Genomic DNA, 16,247 nt, shown 5'->3' on the forward strand with positions numbered 1-16,247 from the left:
GTCCCGCACCCGGAGGACCGATGCACGTCGACCTGAGCACCGCCGCGGCGCTCGAGCAGGTCGCTGCGCACCAGCCCGCCACGCCGAGCCTCGTCTACGGCACGGTGACCACCTCCGCCGGCGACCTCGCGCGGCAGGTCCGCACGCTCGCGGCGGCGCTCGCCCGGGCCGGGGTCGCGCCGGGCGACCGGGTGGTGCACGTCGGCCGCAACAGCGCCTCGCTGCTGCTGACCGTCCTGGCGTGCGCACCGCTGCGCGCGGTGGCCGTCCCGCTCGGCTTCCGCAGCGCACCCGCCGAGCTCGCGGTGCTGCTCGACCGGTGCGAGCCCCGCGCCGTGGTCGCCGAGCCGGCCCACGTCGAGGCCGTGGTGGCCTGGCGGGGCGGCCCGGACGTCGTGCGCGTGCAGGTCGACGACGACCCCCTCGCCGGCACCCCGGTCGCCGTGGACGGCTCCTGGCAGCGGTGGTCGGCGCTGCTCGCGGGCGGCGACCCCGGCACGACCGGCGGCGCCCGGGCCGACGACGCGGCGCTGCTGCTGTTCACCTCCGGCTCCTCGGGCCGGCCCAAGGGCGTCGTCCTCACGCACGCCAACCTGTGGTGGAGCGCCGTCGGCGCGGACGCCGCGTTCCGGACGGGCCGCGGCGGCACGACGCTCGCGGTCGCCCCGATGTCGCACATCGGCGGGCTGAACGGCCTCACGCTCCGCACGCTCGCCACCGGTGGCCGGGCGGTCGTCCGCCGGGCCTTCGACGCCGACGACGTGCTGCACGACATCGCGCGCCACCGCGTCGCGTCGCTGTTCGGGGTCCCGGCGATGTACGCGGCGCTGGCCCGCTCGCCGTGGTTCGACTCCCTCGACCTGACCAGCCTGCGCACGGCGCTGGTCGGCGGCGCCCCGCTCCCCGGGTCGCTGCTGCGCCGGTTCCTCGACCGCGGCGTCCCGCTCCAGCAGTCGTGGGGCATGACCGAGACCGCGCCGGCGTGCACGTGCGTGCCGCGGGACCGGGTCCGCGACCGCGGCACCACCGTCGGGCTGCCCCTCGCGCACATCCGGCTGCGGCTCGTCGACCCGGCCACGGGCGCCGACGTCGACGAGCCCGGCGCCCCCGGGGAGCTCTGGGTGTCCGGGCCGCAGGTCACGAGCGGCTACTGGCGCGACCCCGACGCGACGGCGCGGGCGTTCCCGGAGCCCGGCTGGCTGCGCACCGGTGACGTGGCGGTCCGGGACGCCGACGGCAGCTACCGCATCCGCGGCCGGATCGGCGACGTCATCAACACCGGCGGCGAGAAGGTGCACCCCGCCGAGGTCGAGGCCGCGCTCGAGGGCGGTCCGGGCGTCGGGGCGTGCGCGGTCGTCGGCCTGCCGGACGACGTGTGGGGCGAGACGGTCACCGCCGTCGTCGTCCCGGCGCCGGGCACCGTCCCGGACCTGGCGGAGCTGCGGGAGCACGCGGCGCGCGTCATCGGCCGGCACAAGCTGCCGCGGCGGCTCGTGCTGGTGGCGGAGCTGCCGACGACGGGCACCGGCAAGGTGGACCGGGCGCAGGTCCGCGCCCTGGCGTCCGTCGCGGACGCCGAGCAGGTGCCGGCGTACACGCAGAGGGAGCACTGACCGCCCGGAGCACTGACCGCCCGGGGCCTGCGCACGTCTGCTCCGCGCGCGCGTCCCGCCGATTCCCTCTTGTATCGACATGTGTCAACATAGAGACATGTCGAACCAGAGCGTCCGCGTCCTCACCGCCGCCGCGGCGGCCACCCGATGAGCGCGCCGCAGCCCGACCTGACGGCGACGCGGGGCCGGCTGTCGACGCTCGACCGGTGGCTGCCGGCGTGGATCGGCCTCGCCATGGTCGGCGGTCTCGCGCTCGGGCGGTTCGTCCCCGCGCTGGGCGACCTGCTGGCCGACCTGGAGGTCGGCGGGATCTCCCTGCCGATCGCGCTCGGCCTGCTGGTGATGATGTACCCGGTGCTGGCCAAGGTCCGCTACGACCGCGTCGCCGCGGTCACCGGTGACACGCGGCTCCTGGTGAGCTCGCTCGCGCTGAACTGGGTGGTCGGGCCGGCGCTGATGTTCGCCCTGGCGTGGGTCTTCCTGCCCGACCTGCCCGAGTACCGCACCGGGCTGATCGTCGTGGGCCTGGCGCGCTGCATCGCGATGGTCGTCATCTGGAACGACCTCGCGTGCGGGGACCGCGAGGCGGCCGCGGTGCTGGTCGCGATCAACTCGGTGTTCCAGGTCGTGGCGTTCTCGCTGCTCGGCTGGTTCTACCTGGGCGTGCTGCCGGGCTGGCTCGGCCTGGACACCGACGGGCTGGACGTCTCGATCGGGCAGATCGCCGTCAACGTGCTGGTGTTCCTCGGCGTCCCGCTGGCCGCCGGGTTCGCGTCGCGGTGGATCGGCGAGCGCAGCCGCGGGCGCGACTGGTACGAGGAGCGCTTCGTGCCGCGCATCGGGCCGTGGGCGCTCTACGGGCTGCTGTTCACGATCGTGCTGCTCTTCGCGCTGCAGGGCGACGCCGTGACCTCGCGGCCGCTGGACGTGGCGCGGATCGCGCTGCCCCTGCTCGTGTACTTCGCCGTGATGTGGGGCGTCGGCATGGTCGCGGGCCGCAGCCTCGGGCTGGGGTACGCCCGCTCGACCACGCTGGCCTTCACCGCGGCGGGCAACAACTTCGAGCTCGCGATCGCCGTCGCGATCGGCACGTTCGGCGCCACCTCCGGCCAGGCGCTGGCCGGGGTCGTCGGCCCGCTCATCGAGGTCCCGGTCCTGGTCGGCCTCGTCTACGTCAGCCTGTGGGCCGGCCGGCGCTGGTTCACCGGAACGGCTCGTCCCGCCACCACCACCGCACCGCAGGAGGTCCGCTCATGACCACGACGACACCCCGCGCCGCCGCCGACGAGGACTGCGCCCCGCAGCCCTCGCCCGCCGACCACGCGATGGGCCTGGACGCCGCGACGCAGGTCGCCGGCACGCTCAAGGTGCTCGGGGACCCGCTGCGCCTGCGGATGCTGTCGCTGATCGCGACCTCCCCGACCGGCGAGGCGTGCGTGTGCGACCTGGCGACGGTCGCCGACGTCTCCCAGCCGACCGTGTCGCACCACCTGAAGCTGCTCAAGGACGTCGGGCTGCTGACCTCCGAGCGGCGCGGGACCTGGGTCTACTACCGGGTGCAGCCCGCGCTGCGCGGCGCCGTCACCACCCTGCTGGACTCGTTCGCACCCGCGGCGGCCGAGGCGGCGCGCCTCGCACCGCTGACCGGGCTGACCGACGCCGAGACCGCCCTGACCCGGATCGCGGACCGGCTGGCCGCCGCGTTCCCCGACCGCGACCCCGCGGCGGTGCTGACCGTCGTCCGCGAGTCCTACACCGCCCTGGCGCGGTCCTCCGCGGTCCGGTCGCACCTGGTGGTCAACACCGAGCGGTTCGCCCGGCAGCGCCTCACCGACGCCGCCCGCGCCCTGGCCGCGGCGCAGACCCCGCACCGCCCCCAGGTCCTCTTCGTGTGCGTCGCCAACGCCGGACGGTCCCAGCTGGCCGCCGCGCTCCTGCACCACTACGCCGGCGACGCCGTCGTCGTGCGGTCCGCGGGCTCGGCACCCGCCGGCGAGGTGCACCCCGGGGTCCGCCCGCTGCTGGCCGAGCTCGAGGCCGACGCGGAGGCGTTCCCGAAGCCGCTGACCGACGACGCCGTCCGCGCCGCCGACGTCGTCATCACCATGGGCTGCGGCGACACCTGCCCGGTCCTGCCCGGCAAGCGCTACGAGGACTGGGTCGTCGGCGACCCGGCCCTGGCCTCCGACACCGGGGTGCGCGCGATCCGCGACGAGATCGACCGCCGCGTGCGCGCCCTGCTCGCCGACCTGCTGCCCGACCTGACCGTCCCCGCCTGACCCTCCGAGGAGACCCCCCGTGAACGACGCCACCAAGCCCTCCGCCCTGTTCGTCTGCGTGCACAACGCCGGCCGCTCCCAGATGGCCGCCGGCTACCTGCGGCACCTGTCCGGCGGCGCCGTCGAGGTCCGCTCCGCCGGCTCGATGCCCGCCGAGCAGATCAACCCGGTCGCCGTGGAGGCGATGCTCGAGGAGGGCATCGACATCCGCGCCGAGCGCCCCAAGGTCCTCACGACGGACGCGGTGAAGGCGTCCGACGTCGTCATCACGATGGGCTGCGGCGACGCCTGCCCGATCTTCCCCGGCAAGCGCTACGAGGACTGGGCGCTGGAGGACCCGGCCGGTCAGGGCATCGAGTCGGTCCGCCCGATCCGCGACGAGATCCGCCGCCGCGTCCTCGTGCTGCTCGACGAGCTCGGCGTGCAGCCGGTCGCCTGATTCTCGGGACCGTTCCAGAAGGCGCAGGTACGCTCCATGGGTGCCGACCTCCGCAGCAGACGAGCGGCGCACCGACCCCGGTGCGCCGCCGCTGCGGACCGTCCGGCTGGTGCTCGCCCGCGAGGAGGCCGAGCGCACCGCGAGCGTGCTGCGGGCGGTGTCCGACCCGACCCGGCTGCAGCTGCTGAGCGTCGTGCACCACAGCCCGGACGGACGTGCCCGGGTCAAGGACCTGGCGGCGGCGCTCGAGCTGCGTTCACCCACGATCAGCCACCACGTGTCGATGCTCGTCGACGCGGGCGTGCTCGTCCGGGAACCCGCCGGGCGGGAGGCGTGGTACACGATCGTCCCGGATCGTCTCACGGCGATCGGCGACCTCCTGCGCTGAGCGCCGCACCGCCGACCCCTGGGCGGTGGCGGCGGTGACCGGGGCCGCAGAGCAGGCGCTCGTCCTGGGAGACCCGGACGCCCTGCAGATCCTTGCCCTGCTCATGACCGATCCGCGCGGCGGGGCGGCTGCGCGCGACCTGATCGGCCCGGGCATGGCTGCGCCGCGGGTGAAGGCACGCCTGGCGGAGCTGGCGGGTGCGGGACTGGTCGAGGCCCACTCCGCGGGTCCCGACCCGCTCTACGCCCCCACGGCCGCGGCTCTGATGCGGTTCGGATCCGTCGTCGAGCCCCACGCGGCGGTGGGGCCGGCGACGAGGCAGGTGCACGCCGCCGTGCTGGACCGGGTGTCGGTCCAGCTCGCGGGGTCGTTCCGCGGGGTGTTCGGCGAGCAGACGGTCCGGCGGTACGTCCAGGACAGCTACGACCTGCTCGCCGGGCGCGCACGCGTGGCGCAGCACCTCCCTGTGCTGGCCGCCCGGTTCGCGGCCGACCGCCTCGCCGCGCTGGCGGCCGGCGAGGGCCCGCGCTCGCGTCGGCAGCCGGAGGTCCTGTTCGTCTGCGTCCGCAACGCTGCGCGGTCGCAGATCGCCGCGGCCGCGCTGCGCCACCACGCGGGGACCTCGGTCGGGGTGCGGACCGCCGGGTCGGCACCCGCTGCGAGGATCGACCCGGTCGTCTCCGACGCCATCACCCGTCGCGGATGGCCCCTGGCGCTCGAGTTCCCCAAGCCGCTGACCGACGAGGTGGTGCGCGCCGCGGACTACGTGGTCAGCCTCGGCTGCGGGGACGCGTGCCCCGTGTACCCCGGCCGGCACTACCTCGACTGGGAGGTCTCCGACCCGGTGGGGCGTGACGTCGACATCGAGTCCGTCGTCGAGGTCATCGACGGTCACGTCCTCGCGCTGATCGACCGGATGGAGCGGCCGACCTCCTGACGTCCCGGCGCGCGGCGTACGAGCCTGTCACGCCGGGAGCAGAGGGGCGAGCAGCTCCTCGGCCCGCCCCGGGCGCGTGGTGCCCGCTCTCATGACCGACGAGCCGGCGCCCGGACGCTCACGGCGACAGGGTCGTGACGGACGTCGGACTCGACCGCCGCGACGTCCAGCCGGTAGCCGATCCCCCGCACCGTGGCGATCGCCTCACGCGCGCCGACGTGCGCGAGGTGCCGGCGCAGGCGGGCGACGGTCGCCACGAGGTTGCCGTCCTGGTCGGACGTCGACGGCCACAACCGGCAGAGCCGCTCGCGGGGGACGACGCGACCGGACGACTGCACCAGCGCGAGCAGGACGTCCATCTCCCTGCGGGCGAGGCCCAGCGCAGCTCCGCGGAGCGTCGCCTCGTAGGCGCCCGTGTCCACGACCAGATCCCCGGCCGACAGCACCGACCCGTCCGGTGGGCGGGTCGGCCACGCTTCGCCGAGCCGGGCCAGGAGGTCGTCGAGCTCCAGGGGGAGACGCAGGACGGGCTGCGCACCGGCCAGGACCGCGTCGGCCGGCGGCTGGCTGCGTGCCGGGTCCCAGGCCAGCAGGACGGGCAGCGCGAGCTCGTCGCGCAGCGCCTGCACCACCGGGCCGGTGCCCGGTCGGTCGCTCTCGACGACCAGCACCGCCACCTGTACCGGGCGCGTCGCGAATCTCACGAGCGCGGCGTACGGGTCGGCACTCCGGAGCACCGCCAGGCCCGATCCCGCCAGGTCGTGCGCGAGCTCGTCGGACAGCGCGGACCCCGGGTCGATCACCCCGAGCGTCCCAGCAGCGCCCTCGCGGCGCCAGCCGCGCACCGCCTCCGCGGTCCGGCGGGACTGCGGCGTGCTGATCCGCCGCGTCGTCGTGGCAGTCATGATCTCTCCGGGTCTCAGCCGAACCGGCCGCTGATGTAGTCCTCGGTGCGCTGGTCGGCGGGCTTCTCGAACAGCCGCGCGGTGGTGTCGAACTCGACCAGCACGCCGTGCCGCTCGCCCGCGGCGTCGACGTCGGCGGTGAAGAAGGCGGTGCGGTCGGCGACGCGAGCCGCCTGCTGCATGTTGTGCGTGACGATGACGATCGTGTAGCGCTCACGCAGCTCGGCCATCAGGTTCTCGATGCGCAGCGTCGCGATCGGGTCGAGCGCGGAGCACGGCTCGTCCATCAGGATCACGTCCGGCTCGACAGCGATCGTGCGCGCGATGCACAACCGTTGCTGCTGCCCCCCGGACAGCCCGTAGGCGCTCTGCTTGAGCTTGTCCTTGACCTCGTCCCACAGCGCCGCCCGGGTCAGCGCCTCCTCGACCAGGTCGTCCATCGACGACGGCCGCATCCCGGTGACGCGGGGGCCGTACGCGACGTTGTCGTAGATGGACTTGGGGAACGGGTTCGGCTTCTGGAACACCATGCCGATCCGGCGCCGGACCTCGATCGGGTCCACGCCCTTCGCGTAGAGGTCCTGGCCGTGGTAGCGCACGGACCCGGCGACCCGTGCGGAGTCCACCAGGTCGTTCATCCGGTTCAGGGACCGCAGGATGGTGGACTTCCCGCACCCGGACGGACCGATCAGCGCGGTGATCTCGTTGAGCCCGAACGTCAGGGACACGCCCTGCACGGCCTGGTACGGGCCGTAGTAGACGCTGACGTCCTCGCACTCGAGGACCGGCGACGGGGTCTCCGGGATGTCCCTGTGCACGCCGGTGCGGGGGCGGGCGTCCACGGAGCCGGCGTCGTCCGGGTGCAGGTCGCGCCCGGTGGTGGTGCTCGTCATGTCGAAGTCCTCGGGGGACGGGGTCACCAGCGGCGCTGGGACCGGTTGCGGATGATGATCGCCAGCGCGTTCATGGCGAGCAGGATCACCACGAGCAGCACCGACGCGGCGGCCGCCAGCTCGCGGAACCCCGCCTGGGGGCTGTTGGTCCACCCGAAGATCTGGATGGGCATCGTGGTGAACCCGCTCAGCAGCCCGTTCGGGTCGAACGAGATGAACACCAGGGCGCCGAGCAGCAGCAGAGGTGCGGCCTCGCCCAGGGCCCGCGACAGCGCCAGGATCGTCCCGGTGGAGATTCCCGGGACCGCGGCCGGCAGCGTGACCCGCCAGGTGGTCTGCAGCTCGGTCGCACCGAGCGCGAGGGACGCCTCACGCTGTTCACGCGGGACCGCGCGCAGCGCCTCTCGGGTCGAGATGATGATGACCGGCAGGATCAGCAGGGCCAGGGCGAGCGCTCCGCCGATGACGATGTTCTTGTTCTGCACCCCGATGAGCGACAGGGTCCCGATGGCGAGCATCCCGTAGATGATCGACGGGATCGCCGACAGGTTCTGGATGTTCAGCTCCAGCAGCCGGTTGAACCGGCTGTGCCGGTCGGCGAACTCCTCCAGGTGCACCGCGGCGGCGATGCCGAGCGGGACCGCGAGCACCGCGGTGGTGCCGATCACCCACAGGGACCCCAGGATGGCCGGCCGAGCACCGGCCTCCTCGGGCCGGGACGACGGGTACTCCGTGAGCAGTGTCGAGTCGAGGCGGTCGCCCGCCTCGACGATCGTGCTGACCAGGAGCGTCACCAGGGTCGCGAACGCGACGAGCAGGCTCACCCAGAGCAGGACCAGGAACAGCGTCGCGCCAGGGCTGCGCTCCCGGGAGCGCTGCCCGGTCGGCAGCGTCCGGACGAGAGGTCTGGAGGTGGCGGTCATCAGTACTCCTGCCGGAACCGGCGCACGAGGCGGATGCTGATCAGGTTCACCACGAACGTCAGCAGGAACAGCAGCAGCCCGACCGCGAACAGGGTGTCGTACTCGAGGGAACCGACCCGGGAGTCCCCGAGCGCCATGCGGGCGATGAACCCGGTCATCGTGGCGCCCTCCATCGTGGGGTCCGTGACCATCTGCGGTCGGGCGCCGGCGGCGATCGCCACGATCATCGTCTCGCCGATCGCTCGGGAGATGCCCAGGACCACCGCCGCGACGATCCCGGACAGGGCAGCCGGGAAGACGACCCGGAGCGTCGTCTGCATCCGGTTCGAGCCGAGTGCCGCTGAGCCCTCCCGCAGCGCGTTCGGTACGGCGCTCATCGCATCCTCCGACAGCGAGGCCACCGTCGGGATGATCATCACGCCCATCACCAGTCCCGCCGCCAGGATGGAGAACGTCCCGACGTCGATGCCGAGCCAGTCACGCAGCGCCGGGCCGACGAAGCTCAGCGCGAAGAACCCGAAGACGACGGTCGGGACACCCGCGAGGAGCTCGAGGATCGGTTTGAGGACCCTGCGCACCCGAGGTCGGGCGTACTCGGCGAGGTAGGCGGCTGCACCGAGCCCGCACGGCACCGCCACGGCCAGGGCGATGACGGTGGTCCACGCCGTGGCGGTGAGGAGCGGCAGCACCCCGAACGACGGATCCGCGAACTGCGGCGCCCAGCGCGTCCCGGTCAGGAACTCCACCACCGACACCTGCTGGAAGAACCCGACAGCCGGGACCAGCAGGGACACGACGATGCCGGCAGTGATGAGCACCGACAGTCCCGCCGCTGCCCGGAGCAGGAGGCGGATCGCGGTCTCGCCGTGACGCGATCGCGCTCGGCTGAGGTCCCGGTCGGTGTGCAGGCCGGAGCGGCCCCGTTCGGCAGGGCCGCTCCGGAGGTCCTGCGTGGTGGTCATGTCAGCCGACCAGCGCGGCCAGCTCGTCCTGGGCCGTCTGACGCTGCTCGTCGGTCAGCGGGACGAACAGGGCGTCCGAGGCCGCCTGCTCGCTGTTCTCGACGTAGAAGTCCACGAAGTCGCGCAGGGCCTCGTTCTCGGTGTACTTGGCGTTGTTCACGTAGATGAACAGCGGACGACTCAGCGGGACGTACGTGCCGTCCTGCACGGTCTCGGTGGACGGGACCACGCAGCCGTCCCCGCCGTCGACGCCGACGAGCTTGACCTGGTCGGCGTACTCCTCGGCGTAGGACAGGCCGAAGAAGCCTGTGCCGCCGGTCGCCCCGGTGACGCCCTGCACCGTCAGGTTGTCGTCCTCGGACGGGGAGTAGTCGGCGCGGATCGCGCCCTCTTCGCCGTTGATGGCCTCGGTGAAGTAGTCGAACGTGCCCGAGTCGGTTCCGGCGCCGTAGAGCTCCAGCGGCTCGTCAGGGAACGCGGGGTCGACCTGCCGCCACGACGTGACCTCACCCTCGGAGTCCGGGCCCCAGATCGTGGTGAGCTGCTCCACGGTCAGGCAGTCCACCCAGTCGTTGTCCGGGTTGACGACGACCGACAGGCCGTCGTTGGCCACGATGATCTCCGTGTACTCGATGCCGGCATCGGCGCACGCCTGGATCTCCTCGTCCTTGATCGGGCGCGAGGCGTCGGAGATGTCGGTCTCGTCCGCGCAGAAGCGCTTGAAACCGCCGCCGGTGCCCGACGTCGCCACCGTGACGTTCACGCCGGGCTGCTCGTCCCGGTACAACGTGGCGGCAGCGGAGCTCAGCGGCTCGACCGTGGACGAGCCGTCGATGACGACCTCACCGCTCAGGCCACCGCCTCCCGAACCGGACGACTCGGAGGCTGAGCCGGACTGCTGGCCGCCGCACGCGGTCAACACGAGCACGAGGGCCGCTGCACCGGCGGCGGCGGCAGGGAGCTGGCGCGGGATGGACACGTCGGATCCTGTCTGATCGAGGGCATGGTCCCGGACCGGGACCCGATCGATAGAAGCCCGTCTACACGAACTCCAGGTGAACGTGTGGCGAACGACCCCCATGAGTAGACGTCTGTCTAACGATCTCCCGTGCTCGACCCACCACCTGCGGTTCACCGGACTCGTGTTGACTTGCCGCAGCGACATCGACCCAGGAGGGGGACAGTCCATGCACGTGGTCGTCGTCGGCGGCTCGGACGCCGGGATCAGCGCGGCACTGCGCGCGCGCGAGCTCGACCCGCTGGCCGAGGTGACCGTCGTGGTGGCCGACGCCTACCCGAACTACTCGATCTGCGGGATCCCGTACTACGTGTCCGGGGACGTGCCGGACTGGCGGGACCTCGCACACCGCACGCGTGAGCAGCTCGAGAACGCCGGGATCAGCCTCCTGCTGGACACCGTCGCCACCCGCATCGACGTCGACGGGCGACGGCTGCAGGTGCTCGACGGCTCCGGCGCCGAGCGGTGGCTGGACCACGACGCGCTCGTCGTCGGGACGGGCGCGGTGCCCGTCCGCCCCCCGGTCGACGGGCTCGACGAGCTCGGCACCGCCGACGGGGTGCACCTGCTGCACACGATGGGCGACGCGCTCGCGCTGACCGGCGCGCTCGACGGTGCGCCGGTGCGTTCGGCGCTGATCGTCGGCGCCGGGTACGTGGGTGTGGAGATGGCCGAGGGCCTGACCGCCCGCGGCATCCGCGTCACCCAGGTCGAGGCGCTGCCCGAGGTGCTGCCGACGGTCGACCCCGAGCTCGGCGCCCTCGTCCGGGCCGAGCTGACCCGCAACGGCGTCGACGTCCGCACGGCCACCACCGTCACCCGGGTGGAGCGGGCGACGGGCGCCGACGCACGGCTGCGCGTGACGGCGACGGGGCCGCAGGGCGGCACGGCCTGGGAGGTGGACCTGGTCCTCGTGGTGGTCGGCGTGCGACCGGACACCGACCTGCTGGCCGGGGCCGGCGCCGCGACCGGCCCCCGCGGCGCGGTGCTCGTCGGACCGGACATGTCGACGGGTCTGCCGCAGGTGTGGGCGGCGGGCGACTGCGTGGCCACCCACCACCGCCTGCTCGGCACCACGTACCTGCCGCTGGGCACGACGGCGCACAAGCAGGGGCGGGTCGCCGGGGAGAACGCCGTCGGCGGCCGGGCGCGGTTCGCCGGCGTGGTCGGCACGCAGGTGGTGAAGGTGTTCGACCTGGTCGCCGCCCGGACGGGCCTGAGGGAGCACGAGGCGGTGGCCGCCGGCTTCCGGCCCGCGACGTCGGCCAGCACCCCGGACGACCACAAGAGGTACTACCCCGGGGCCACGCCGGTGCACATCCGGGTCACCGGCGACGTGGCCACGGGCCGCCTGCTCGGCGCCCAGCTGGTCGGGGCACTCGCGACGCAGACCGCCAAGCGGGTGGACACCGTCGCCACCGCACTGTTCCACGAGATGGACGTCGCGGCGCTGGCCGACCTTGACCTCGCCTACACGCCCCCGCTCGGCTCACCCTGGGACGCGGTGCAGGTCGCGGCCCAGGAGTGGGTCGCCGAGCACGGGCGGGGCGCCGGGCAGGAGCCGGCCGCGCGCGGGACCGTCACGCGGTAGCCGGGAGCCCGGGACGCCCGTGGGACCTGCCCGCGCGGAGCCGCCCCCTGGCCGACGCGCTCCTCACGACGCGAGGTGGGCGGCGAGCAGCTCCGTCACGCGCGCCGTCGTCGGCACGCGACCGGCGAGGAGCACCTGCTCGTCGACGACGAGCCCCGGGGTGCTCATGATCCCGTAGGCGGCGATGTCCGGGTAGTCGGTCACCTTCACGACCTCCGCCTCCACCCCGAGCCCCGCGAGCGCCTCGCGGGTGACCCGCTCGAGCGCGACGCAGTTCGCGCAGCCCGGGCCGAGGATCTTGATCAGCATGGTGCTCTCCCTCTCGTGATCACGCCAGGACGGCGTTGAACAGGTACCCGACCAGGACGATCCCCCCGCCGACCACGGCGACGAAGACGGCGATCAACGGTGGCCGGAGCACGCGGCGGAGCAGGATCATCTCGGGCAGCGACAGCGCGACGACCGCCATCATGAAGGCCAGGAGCGTGCCGACCGGCAGACCCTTGTCGTGCAGCGCCTCGACGAGGGGCAGGATGCCGGCGGCGTTGGAGTACAACGGGATCCCCACGACGACGGCGAGCGGCACCGCCCACGGGTTGCCGGGCCCGGCGTGACGGGCGAAGAAGTCCTCCGGCGCCCAGCCGTGGATCACCGCACCGATGCCGATCCCCACGAGCAGGTACGGCCAGATGCGCCGGAGGATGCCGACCGCCTCCTCCCACCCCATCCGGAGGCGGTCGTCCCACGACAGGTCCGCGGTCCCTGTGACCACCTGGCCGCGCAACCGCGCCTCGAACACGAACGGCTCCACCCAGCGCTCGGCGTGCACCCGCCCGAGGACCAGCCCGCCGGCCACCGCGACCACGAGGCCCGCGCCGATGTAGAGCGACGTCGCCCCCGGGCCGAAGAGCCCGAGCAGCAGCGCGATCGCCACCTCGTTCACCATCGGGGACGCGATGAGGAAGCTCATCGTCACGCCGATGGGCACGCCCGCGGAGACGAAGCCGATGAAGGCGGGGACCGCGGAGCACGAGCAGAACGGCGTCACGACACCGAGCCCGGCCGCGGCGACGTTGCCCAGCCCCTCCCGCCGACCCCCGAGCAGCGCCCGGGTGCGTTCCACCGACATGAACGACCGCGCGACGGTCACCACGAAGACGATCGCGACCAGCAGCAGCAGGATCTTGACCGAGTCGTAGAAGAAGAAGTGGACGCCCGAGCCCCAGCGGGACGCCGGGTCGAGGCCGCCGACGTCGAGCACGAGCCAGTCCCACAGCGCGGCGTTGAACCGGTACGCGACGACCCAGGCCAGCGCCGCACCGAGCCCGAGCACCCACCGCCGCACCGCGGGGTGGGCGCGCGGGCCGCGCACCGGCGAGACGGTCACGAGACCTCCTGGAGCGGCACCCGGCCCGCCGTCGGGAGCGCACCGACGAGCCGTTCGTGCGCGTCCTCCGCCAGCGAGTAGTCCACCCAGCGGCCCCGCCGCGACGTGGTCACGAGACGGGCGTCCCGCAGGACCTTGAGGTGGTAGCTCAGCAGGTTCGGCGCCACAGGGACGTGCGCGCGCAGGTCGCACACGCACCGGGGGCCGTCGGCGAGCCGCTCCAGCACGGACCAGCGCACCGGGTCCCCGACCGCCGAGAGCAGGCTCACGGCGCCGCCCCCGGGTCGGGGTGCCAGTTCAACCGCGGTTGAATCGACCATGTTCGAAACATAGGAGCGCCCGGGTCCGTCCTCCAGGGACCTACGTCTCGTCCGCCGGCGGGACGCCCCTCACGCGGGGCAGCAGGCCGGCGCCACCCGGGCCGCACGCCTCCCGAGGCGCGCCCCGAGCAGGGTCGCCGCGGCCAGCAGCCGCCGCCGGGCGCGCACCACGCAGCCCGGGCACTCCCGCGCCCGGCGCCGCAGCTCGGCGTCGCGCACGACCTCCCGCTCGTGCTGGCGGTAGGCGGTCAGGGACAGGTCGGGGTGCATCACGCCTCCCCGGGCTGCTCGGGCTTGCGGGCGCGCACCACGGCGCCGTGCATGCCGTCCGCCACCGGGTGCGTGAACGTGACCTCGGCGTCGACGAAGCCCGCCGCCGCCAGGCCGCTCAGGTACTCCGCACGGGAGAGGGCGCCGGCGATGCAGCCGACGTACGACCCGCGCTCCGCGCGCTGCTCGGGCGTCAGGTGGTCCTCGGCGACGACGTCGGAGATGCCGACCCGCCCACCGGGCGCGAGCACGCGGAACGCCTCCGCCAGCACCGCGGGCTTGTCGGGCGACAGGTTGACCACGCAGTTGGAGATGACGACGTCCACCGACGCGTCGTCGAGCGGCAGGTCCTCGATCGTGCCGCGGCGGAACTCGACGTTGGTCGCCCCGGCCCTCTCGGCGTTGGCGCGGGCCAGCGCGAGCATCTCGTCGGTCATGTCGACCCCGTAGGCGAAGCCGGTGGGCCCGACGCGCCGGGCGGAGAGCAGCACGTCGATGCCGCCGCCCGACCCGAGGTCCAGCACCCGCTCTCCCTCGCGCAGCTCGGCCACGACCAGCGGGTTCCCGCAGCCGAGCGAGGCCGCGAGCGCCTCCGGCGGCACCGCCGCGGCGTCCTCGGCGGCGTAGAGCGCCGAGCCGAACCTGTCGTCGACGACGACGTCCTGCGGCCCGCAGCACCCGACCGCGTCCGTCGCGGCCGTCGCGGCCGTAGCGCCCGTCGCGCCCGTCGCGCCCGTCGCACCCCCGCAGCAGCCGGCGTCCCCGCTGCCCTGCACCGCCGCGAGCGCGTACCGCGCCCGCACCTGCTCCCGGATGTCCTGCACCATGACTCCTCCTCCGTCCCATCGACGTGTGTCGATGGCTGGAGTGTGGCGCGAGAGATCGACCGCTGTCAATATCGACGTCGGTCGATCGGTGAACTACGATCGGGGCATGGCCCTGGACCTGCTCCCCGTCGCCGCCGGCCCCACGACCCGCGCGGGCGCGTGCTGCACCCCGGTCACCGGCGCGCCGATGGACGCCGAGGACGCGGAGCGCACCGCCCGCACCCTCAAGGCGCTCGCCGACCCGGCCCGCCTGCGTCTGCTGTCGATCATCGCCGCGCACGAGGGCGGCGAGGCGTGCGTCTGCGACCTCACCGAGCCCGTCGGGCTGTCGCAGCCGACCGTGTCGCACCACCTGAAGGTGCTGACCGAGGCGGGCTTCGTCACCCGCGAGAAGCGCGGCGTCTGGGCGTACTACACGCTGGTCCCGGAGGCGGTCACCGACCTCACTGGGCACCTCGGGGCGCACCTGGCGGGCGCGCCGGCCGCCTGAGACGGCTCGAGGACGCCGGGCTCAGACCGCCCCGAGCCGCCCCGCCAGCACCGCGTCGGCGACCGCGCGCCCCTCGTCCGCCCCGCGCACGACCGCGTCGGCGCAGCCGACCAGCCAGGCGGCGACCCCGTCGGGCGTCCCCGTCGCGAACCGCGCCGCCGCCGCCAGGTAGGGCTGCAGACCCGCCTCCCAGGCGACCTCCGGCACCACGGCTCCCGTCGGGTCGAGGCCGCGGGTCGTCAGCAGCAGCCGGGCCGCCGCGCGGGCGACCACCCCGTTGCCCGCCGCGAACGGTCGCAGTGCGAGGAGCTCCCCGTGCGCGACCGCGGCGACCACGAGCCCGGGCGCGCGGGTCGCGGTGACGGTGCGCGTCAGCAGGGCGAGCCGCTCGGCGACCTCGCCCCCGTCGGGTGCCGGTCCGAGACCGCCCAGGTCCCGCGGCGCGACCCCGGCCCCGCGCACCCGCCCCAGGTCCTCGTCGGGCAGCCACCCGGCCCCCGCCGCGGCGTGCAGGCGCGCCAGGACGTGACCGAGCGGGGGCAGCGTCGCCGCCGACGGGCCGCCGAGGTCGGGGCGCCACGTCGCCGCCAGCACCGTGACCCGCAGCGAGCCGCCCGCGAGCCGCAGCGCCCCGTCGCCGGCGTCCGCCCCGGACCCCGTCGCCAGCGCGCGCACCGCGCTGAGCGGGACCGGGGCGCCGTCCACCGCCGCGCTCGCACGCGCCGCCCGCAGGTCCGCCTCCGCCCGCACCTCGCGCCACCGGCGCCGGAACGCCTCGTGCCAGCGCAGCTCCTCGCACGCGACCCGCGCCCGGTCCACGGCGTCCCGCACGCCGGGCAGGTCCAGCAGGGGCACGAGGGGGTCGCCGGTCACGGGGCCACCCTACGAACCCCGGACGGGACCTCGGCCCGGGCCGGGGGCCGGGGCGCGGGGACCGCAGGGCGGACCGCCCGTCCACCCGCGCCGCGCCCCGCACCCGCGCCGCACCCGTCCACCCACGCCGCA

General features: G+C 74.4%; 19 protein-coding genes. 8 read left to right on the forward strand and 11 right to left on the reverse strand.

Features of this window, described 5'->3' with window-relative positions; translation table 11 throughout:
* The first annotated feature begins 20 nt into the window (after positions 1 to 20).
* From P9841_RS09275 to P9841_RS09300, 6 genes are all read left to right on the forward strand, one after another.
* Positions 21 to 1,613 (forward strand): class I adenylate-forming enzyme family protein, encoded by a 1,593-nt coding sequence (locus tag P9841_RS09275; protein WP_283321730.1) that lies wholly within the window; start codon positions 21 to 23, stop codon positions 1,611 to 1,613.
* A 147-nt stretch (positions 1,614 to 1,760) separates the two neighbouring features.
* Positions 1,761 to 2,870 carry an ACR3 family arsenite efflux transporter gene (arsB, locus tag P9841_RS09280; protein ID WP_283321731.1) on the forward strand — a complete coding sequence of 370 codons (1,110 nt, stop codon included), beginning with the start codon at positions 1,761 to 1,763 and terminating at the stop codon, positions 2,868 to 2,870.
* Positions 2,867 to 3,892, forward strand: coding sequence for a metalloregulator ArsR/SmtB family transcription factor (locus tag P9841_RS09285; protein WP_283321732.1), 1,026 nt, complete (start codon positions 2,867 to 2,869; stop codon positions 3,890 to 3,892). Before arsB ends, P9841_RS09285 begins: the two co-directional genes overlap by 4 nt.
* Positions 3,893 to 3,911: 19 nt before the next feature.
* Positions 3,912 to 4,331, forward strand: a complete 420-nt coding sequence (locus tag P9841_RS09290; RefSeq protein ID WP_283321733.1) for an arsenate reductase ArsC — start codon at positions 3,912 to 3,914, stop codon at positions 4,329 to 4,331.
* Between the two features lie 40 nt (positions 4,332 to 4,371).
* Positions 4,372 to 4,719 (forward strand): ArsR/SmtB family transcription factor, encoded by a 348-nt coding sequence (locus P9841_RS09295; RefSeq protein ID WP_283321734.1) that lies wholly within the window; start codon positions 4,372 to 4,374, stop codon positions 4,717 to 4,719.
* Positions 4,720 to 4,753: 34 nt separating this feature from the next.
* Positions 4,754 to 5,656, forward strand: a complete 903-nt coding sequence (locus P9841_RS09300) for an arsenate reductase/protein-tyrosine-phosphatase family protein (protein ID WP_283321735.1) — start codon at positions 4,754 to 4,756, stop codon at positions 5,654 to 5,656.
* Positions 5,657 to 5,745: 89 nt separating this feature from the next.
* Here P9841_RS09300 and P9841_RS09305 read toward each other — a convergent pair whose 3' ends face one another.
* The 5 genes from P9841_RS09305 to P9841_RS09325 all read right to left on the reverse strand — a co-directional run bounded on the left by P9841_RS09305 (position 5,746) and on the right by P9841_RS09325 (position 10,318).
* On the reverse strand, positions 5,746 to 6,561 hold the full coding sequence (locus P9841_RS09305) for a winged helix-turn-helix transcriptional regulator (RefSeq protein WP_283321736.1): 816 nt from the start codon (positions 6,559 to 6,561) through the stop codon (positions 5,746 to 5,748).
* A 14-nt stretch (positions 6,562 to 6,575) separates the two neighbouring features.
* Positions 6,576 to 7,367, reverse strand: coding sequence for a phosphate ABC transporter ATP-binding protein PstB (gene pstB / locus P9841_RS09310; protein WP_283321907.1), 792 nt, complete (start codon positions 7,365 to 7,367; stop codon positions 6,576 to 6,578).
* A gap of 110 nt (positions 7,368 to 7,477) precedes the next feature.
* Positions 7,478 to 8,377: a phosphate ABC transporter permease PstA gene (gene pstA / locus P9841_RS09315; RefSeq protein ID WP_283321737.1), complete on the reverse strand. Its 900-nt coding sequence runs from the start codon at positions 8,375 to 8,377 to the stop codon at positions 7,478 to 7,480.
* On the reverse strand, positions 8,377 to 9,339 hold the full coding sequence (pstC, locus tag P9841_RS09320) for a phosphate ABC transporter permease subunit PstC (protein WP_283321738.1): 963 nt from the start codon (positions 9,337 to 9,339) through the stop codon (positions 8,377 to 8,379). The genes pstA and pstC overlap by 1 nt, the downstream gene beginning before the upstream one ends.
* A 1-nt stretch (position 9,340) precedes the next feature.
* Positions 9,341 to 10,318: a PstS family phosphate ABC transporter substrate-binding protein gene (locus P9841_RS09325; protein ID WP_283321739.1), complete on the reverse strand. Its 978-nt coding sequence runs from the start codon at positions 10,316 to 10,318 to the stop codon at positions 9,341 to 9,343.
* A 208-nt stretch (positions 10,319 to 10,526) separates the two neighbouring features.
* On the opposite strand from P9841_RS09325, the gene P9841_RS09330 reads away from it, so the two are divergent.
* Positions 10,527 to 11,948 (forward strand): FAD-dependent oxidoreductase, encoded by a 1,422-nt coding sequence (locus tag P9841_RS09330; RefSeq protein ID WP_283321740.1) that lies wholly within the window; start codon positions 10,527 to 10,529, stop codon positions 11,946 to 11,948.
* Between the two features lie 63 nt (positions 11,949 to 12,011).
* Here the strand turns inward: P9841_RS09330 and P9841_RS09335 are convergent, their stop codons facing one another.
* From P9841_RS09335 to arsM, 5 genes are all read right to left on the reverse strand, one after another.
* A complete protein-coding gene (locus P9841_RS09335; RefSeq protein ID WP_283321741.1) occupies positions 12,012 to 12,257 on the reverse strand; it encodes a thioredoxin family protein in 246 nt (81 codons plus the stop codon).
* Between the two features lie 19 nt (positions 12,258 to 12,276).
* Positions 12,277 to 13,335 (reverse strand): permease, encoded by a 1,059-nt coding sequence (locus P9841_RS09340; RefSeq protein ID WP_283321742.1) that lies wholly within the window; start codon positions 13,333 to 13,335, stop codon positions 12,277 to 12,279.
* Positions 13,332 to 13,604 carry an ArsR/SmtB family transcription factor gene (locus P9841_RS09345; RefSeq protein ID WP_283321743.1) on the reverse strand — a complete coding sequence of 91 codons (273 nt, stop codon included), beginning with the start codon at positions 13,602 to 13,604 and terminating at the stop codon, positions 13,332 to 13,334. The genes P9841_RS09340 and P9841_RS09345 overlap by 4 nt, the downstream gene beginning before the upstream one ends.
* A gap of 120 nt (positions 13,605 to 13,724) precedes the next feature.
* A complete protein-coding gene (locus tag P9841_RS09350) occupies positions 13,725 to 13,925 on the reverse strand; it encodes a hypothetical protein (RefSeq protein WP_283321744.1) in 201 nt (66 codons plus the stop codon).
* Complete coding sequence (gene arsM / locus P9841_RS09355; protein ID WP_283321745.1) at positions 13,925 to 14,752, reverse strand: arsenite methyltransferase; 828 nt, start codon at positions 14,750 to 14,752, stop codon at positions 13,925 to 13,927. The genes P9841_RS09350 and arsM overlap by 1 nt, the downstream gene beginning before the upstream one ends.
* 106 nt (positions 14,753 to 14,858) lie before the next feature.
* Here arsM and P9841_RS09360 point away from each other — a divergent pair, with 106 nt between their 5' ends.
* Positions 14,859 to 15,242, forward strand: a complete 384-nt coding sequence (locus P9841_RS09360; RefSeq protein ID WP_283321746.1) for an ArsR/SmtB family transcription factor — start codon at positions 14,859 to 14,861, stop codon at positions 15,240 to 15,242.
* Positions 15,243 to 15,263: 21 nt separating this feature from the next.
* Here P9841_RS09360 and P9841_RS09365 read toward each other — a convergent pair whose 3' ends face one another.
* A complete protein-coding gene (locus P9841_RS09365) occupies positions 15,264 to 16,115 on the reverse strand; it encodes a Fic family protein (protein ID WP_283321747.1) in 852 nt (283 codons plus the stop codon).
* Positions 16,116 to 16,247 lie beyond the last annotated feature (132 nt).

It is taken from the genome of Cellulomonas sp. ES6, assembly GCF_030053835.1.
Lineage (GTDB): Bacteria > Actinomycetota > Actinomycetes > Actinomycetales > Cellulomonadaceae > Cellulomonas.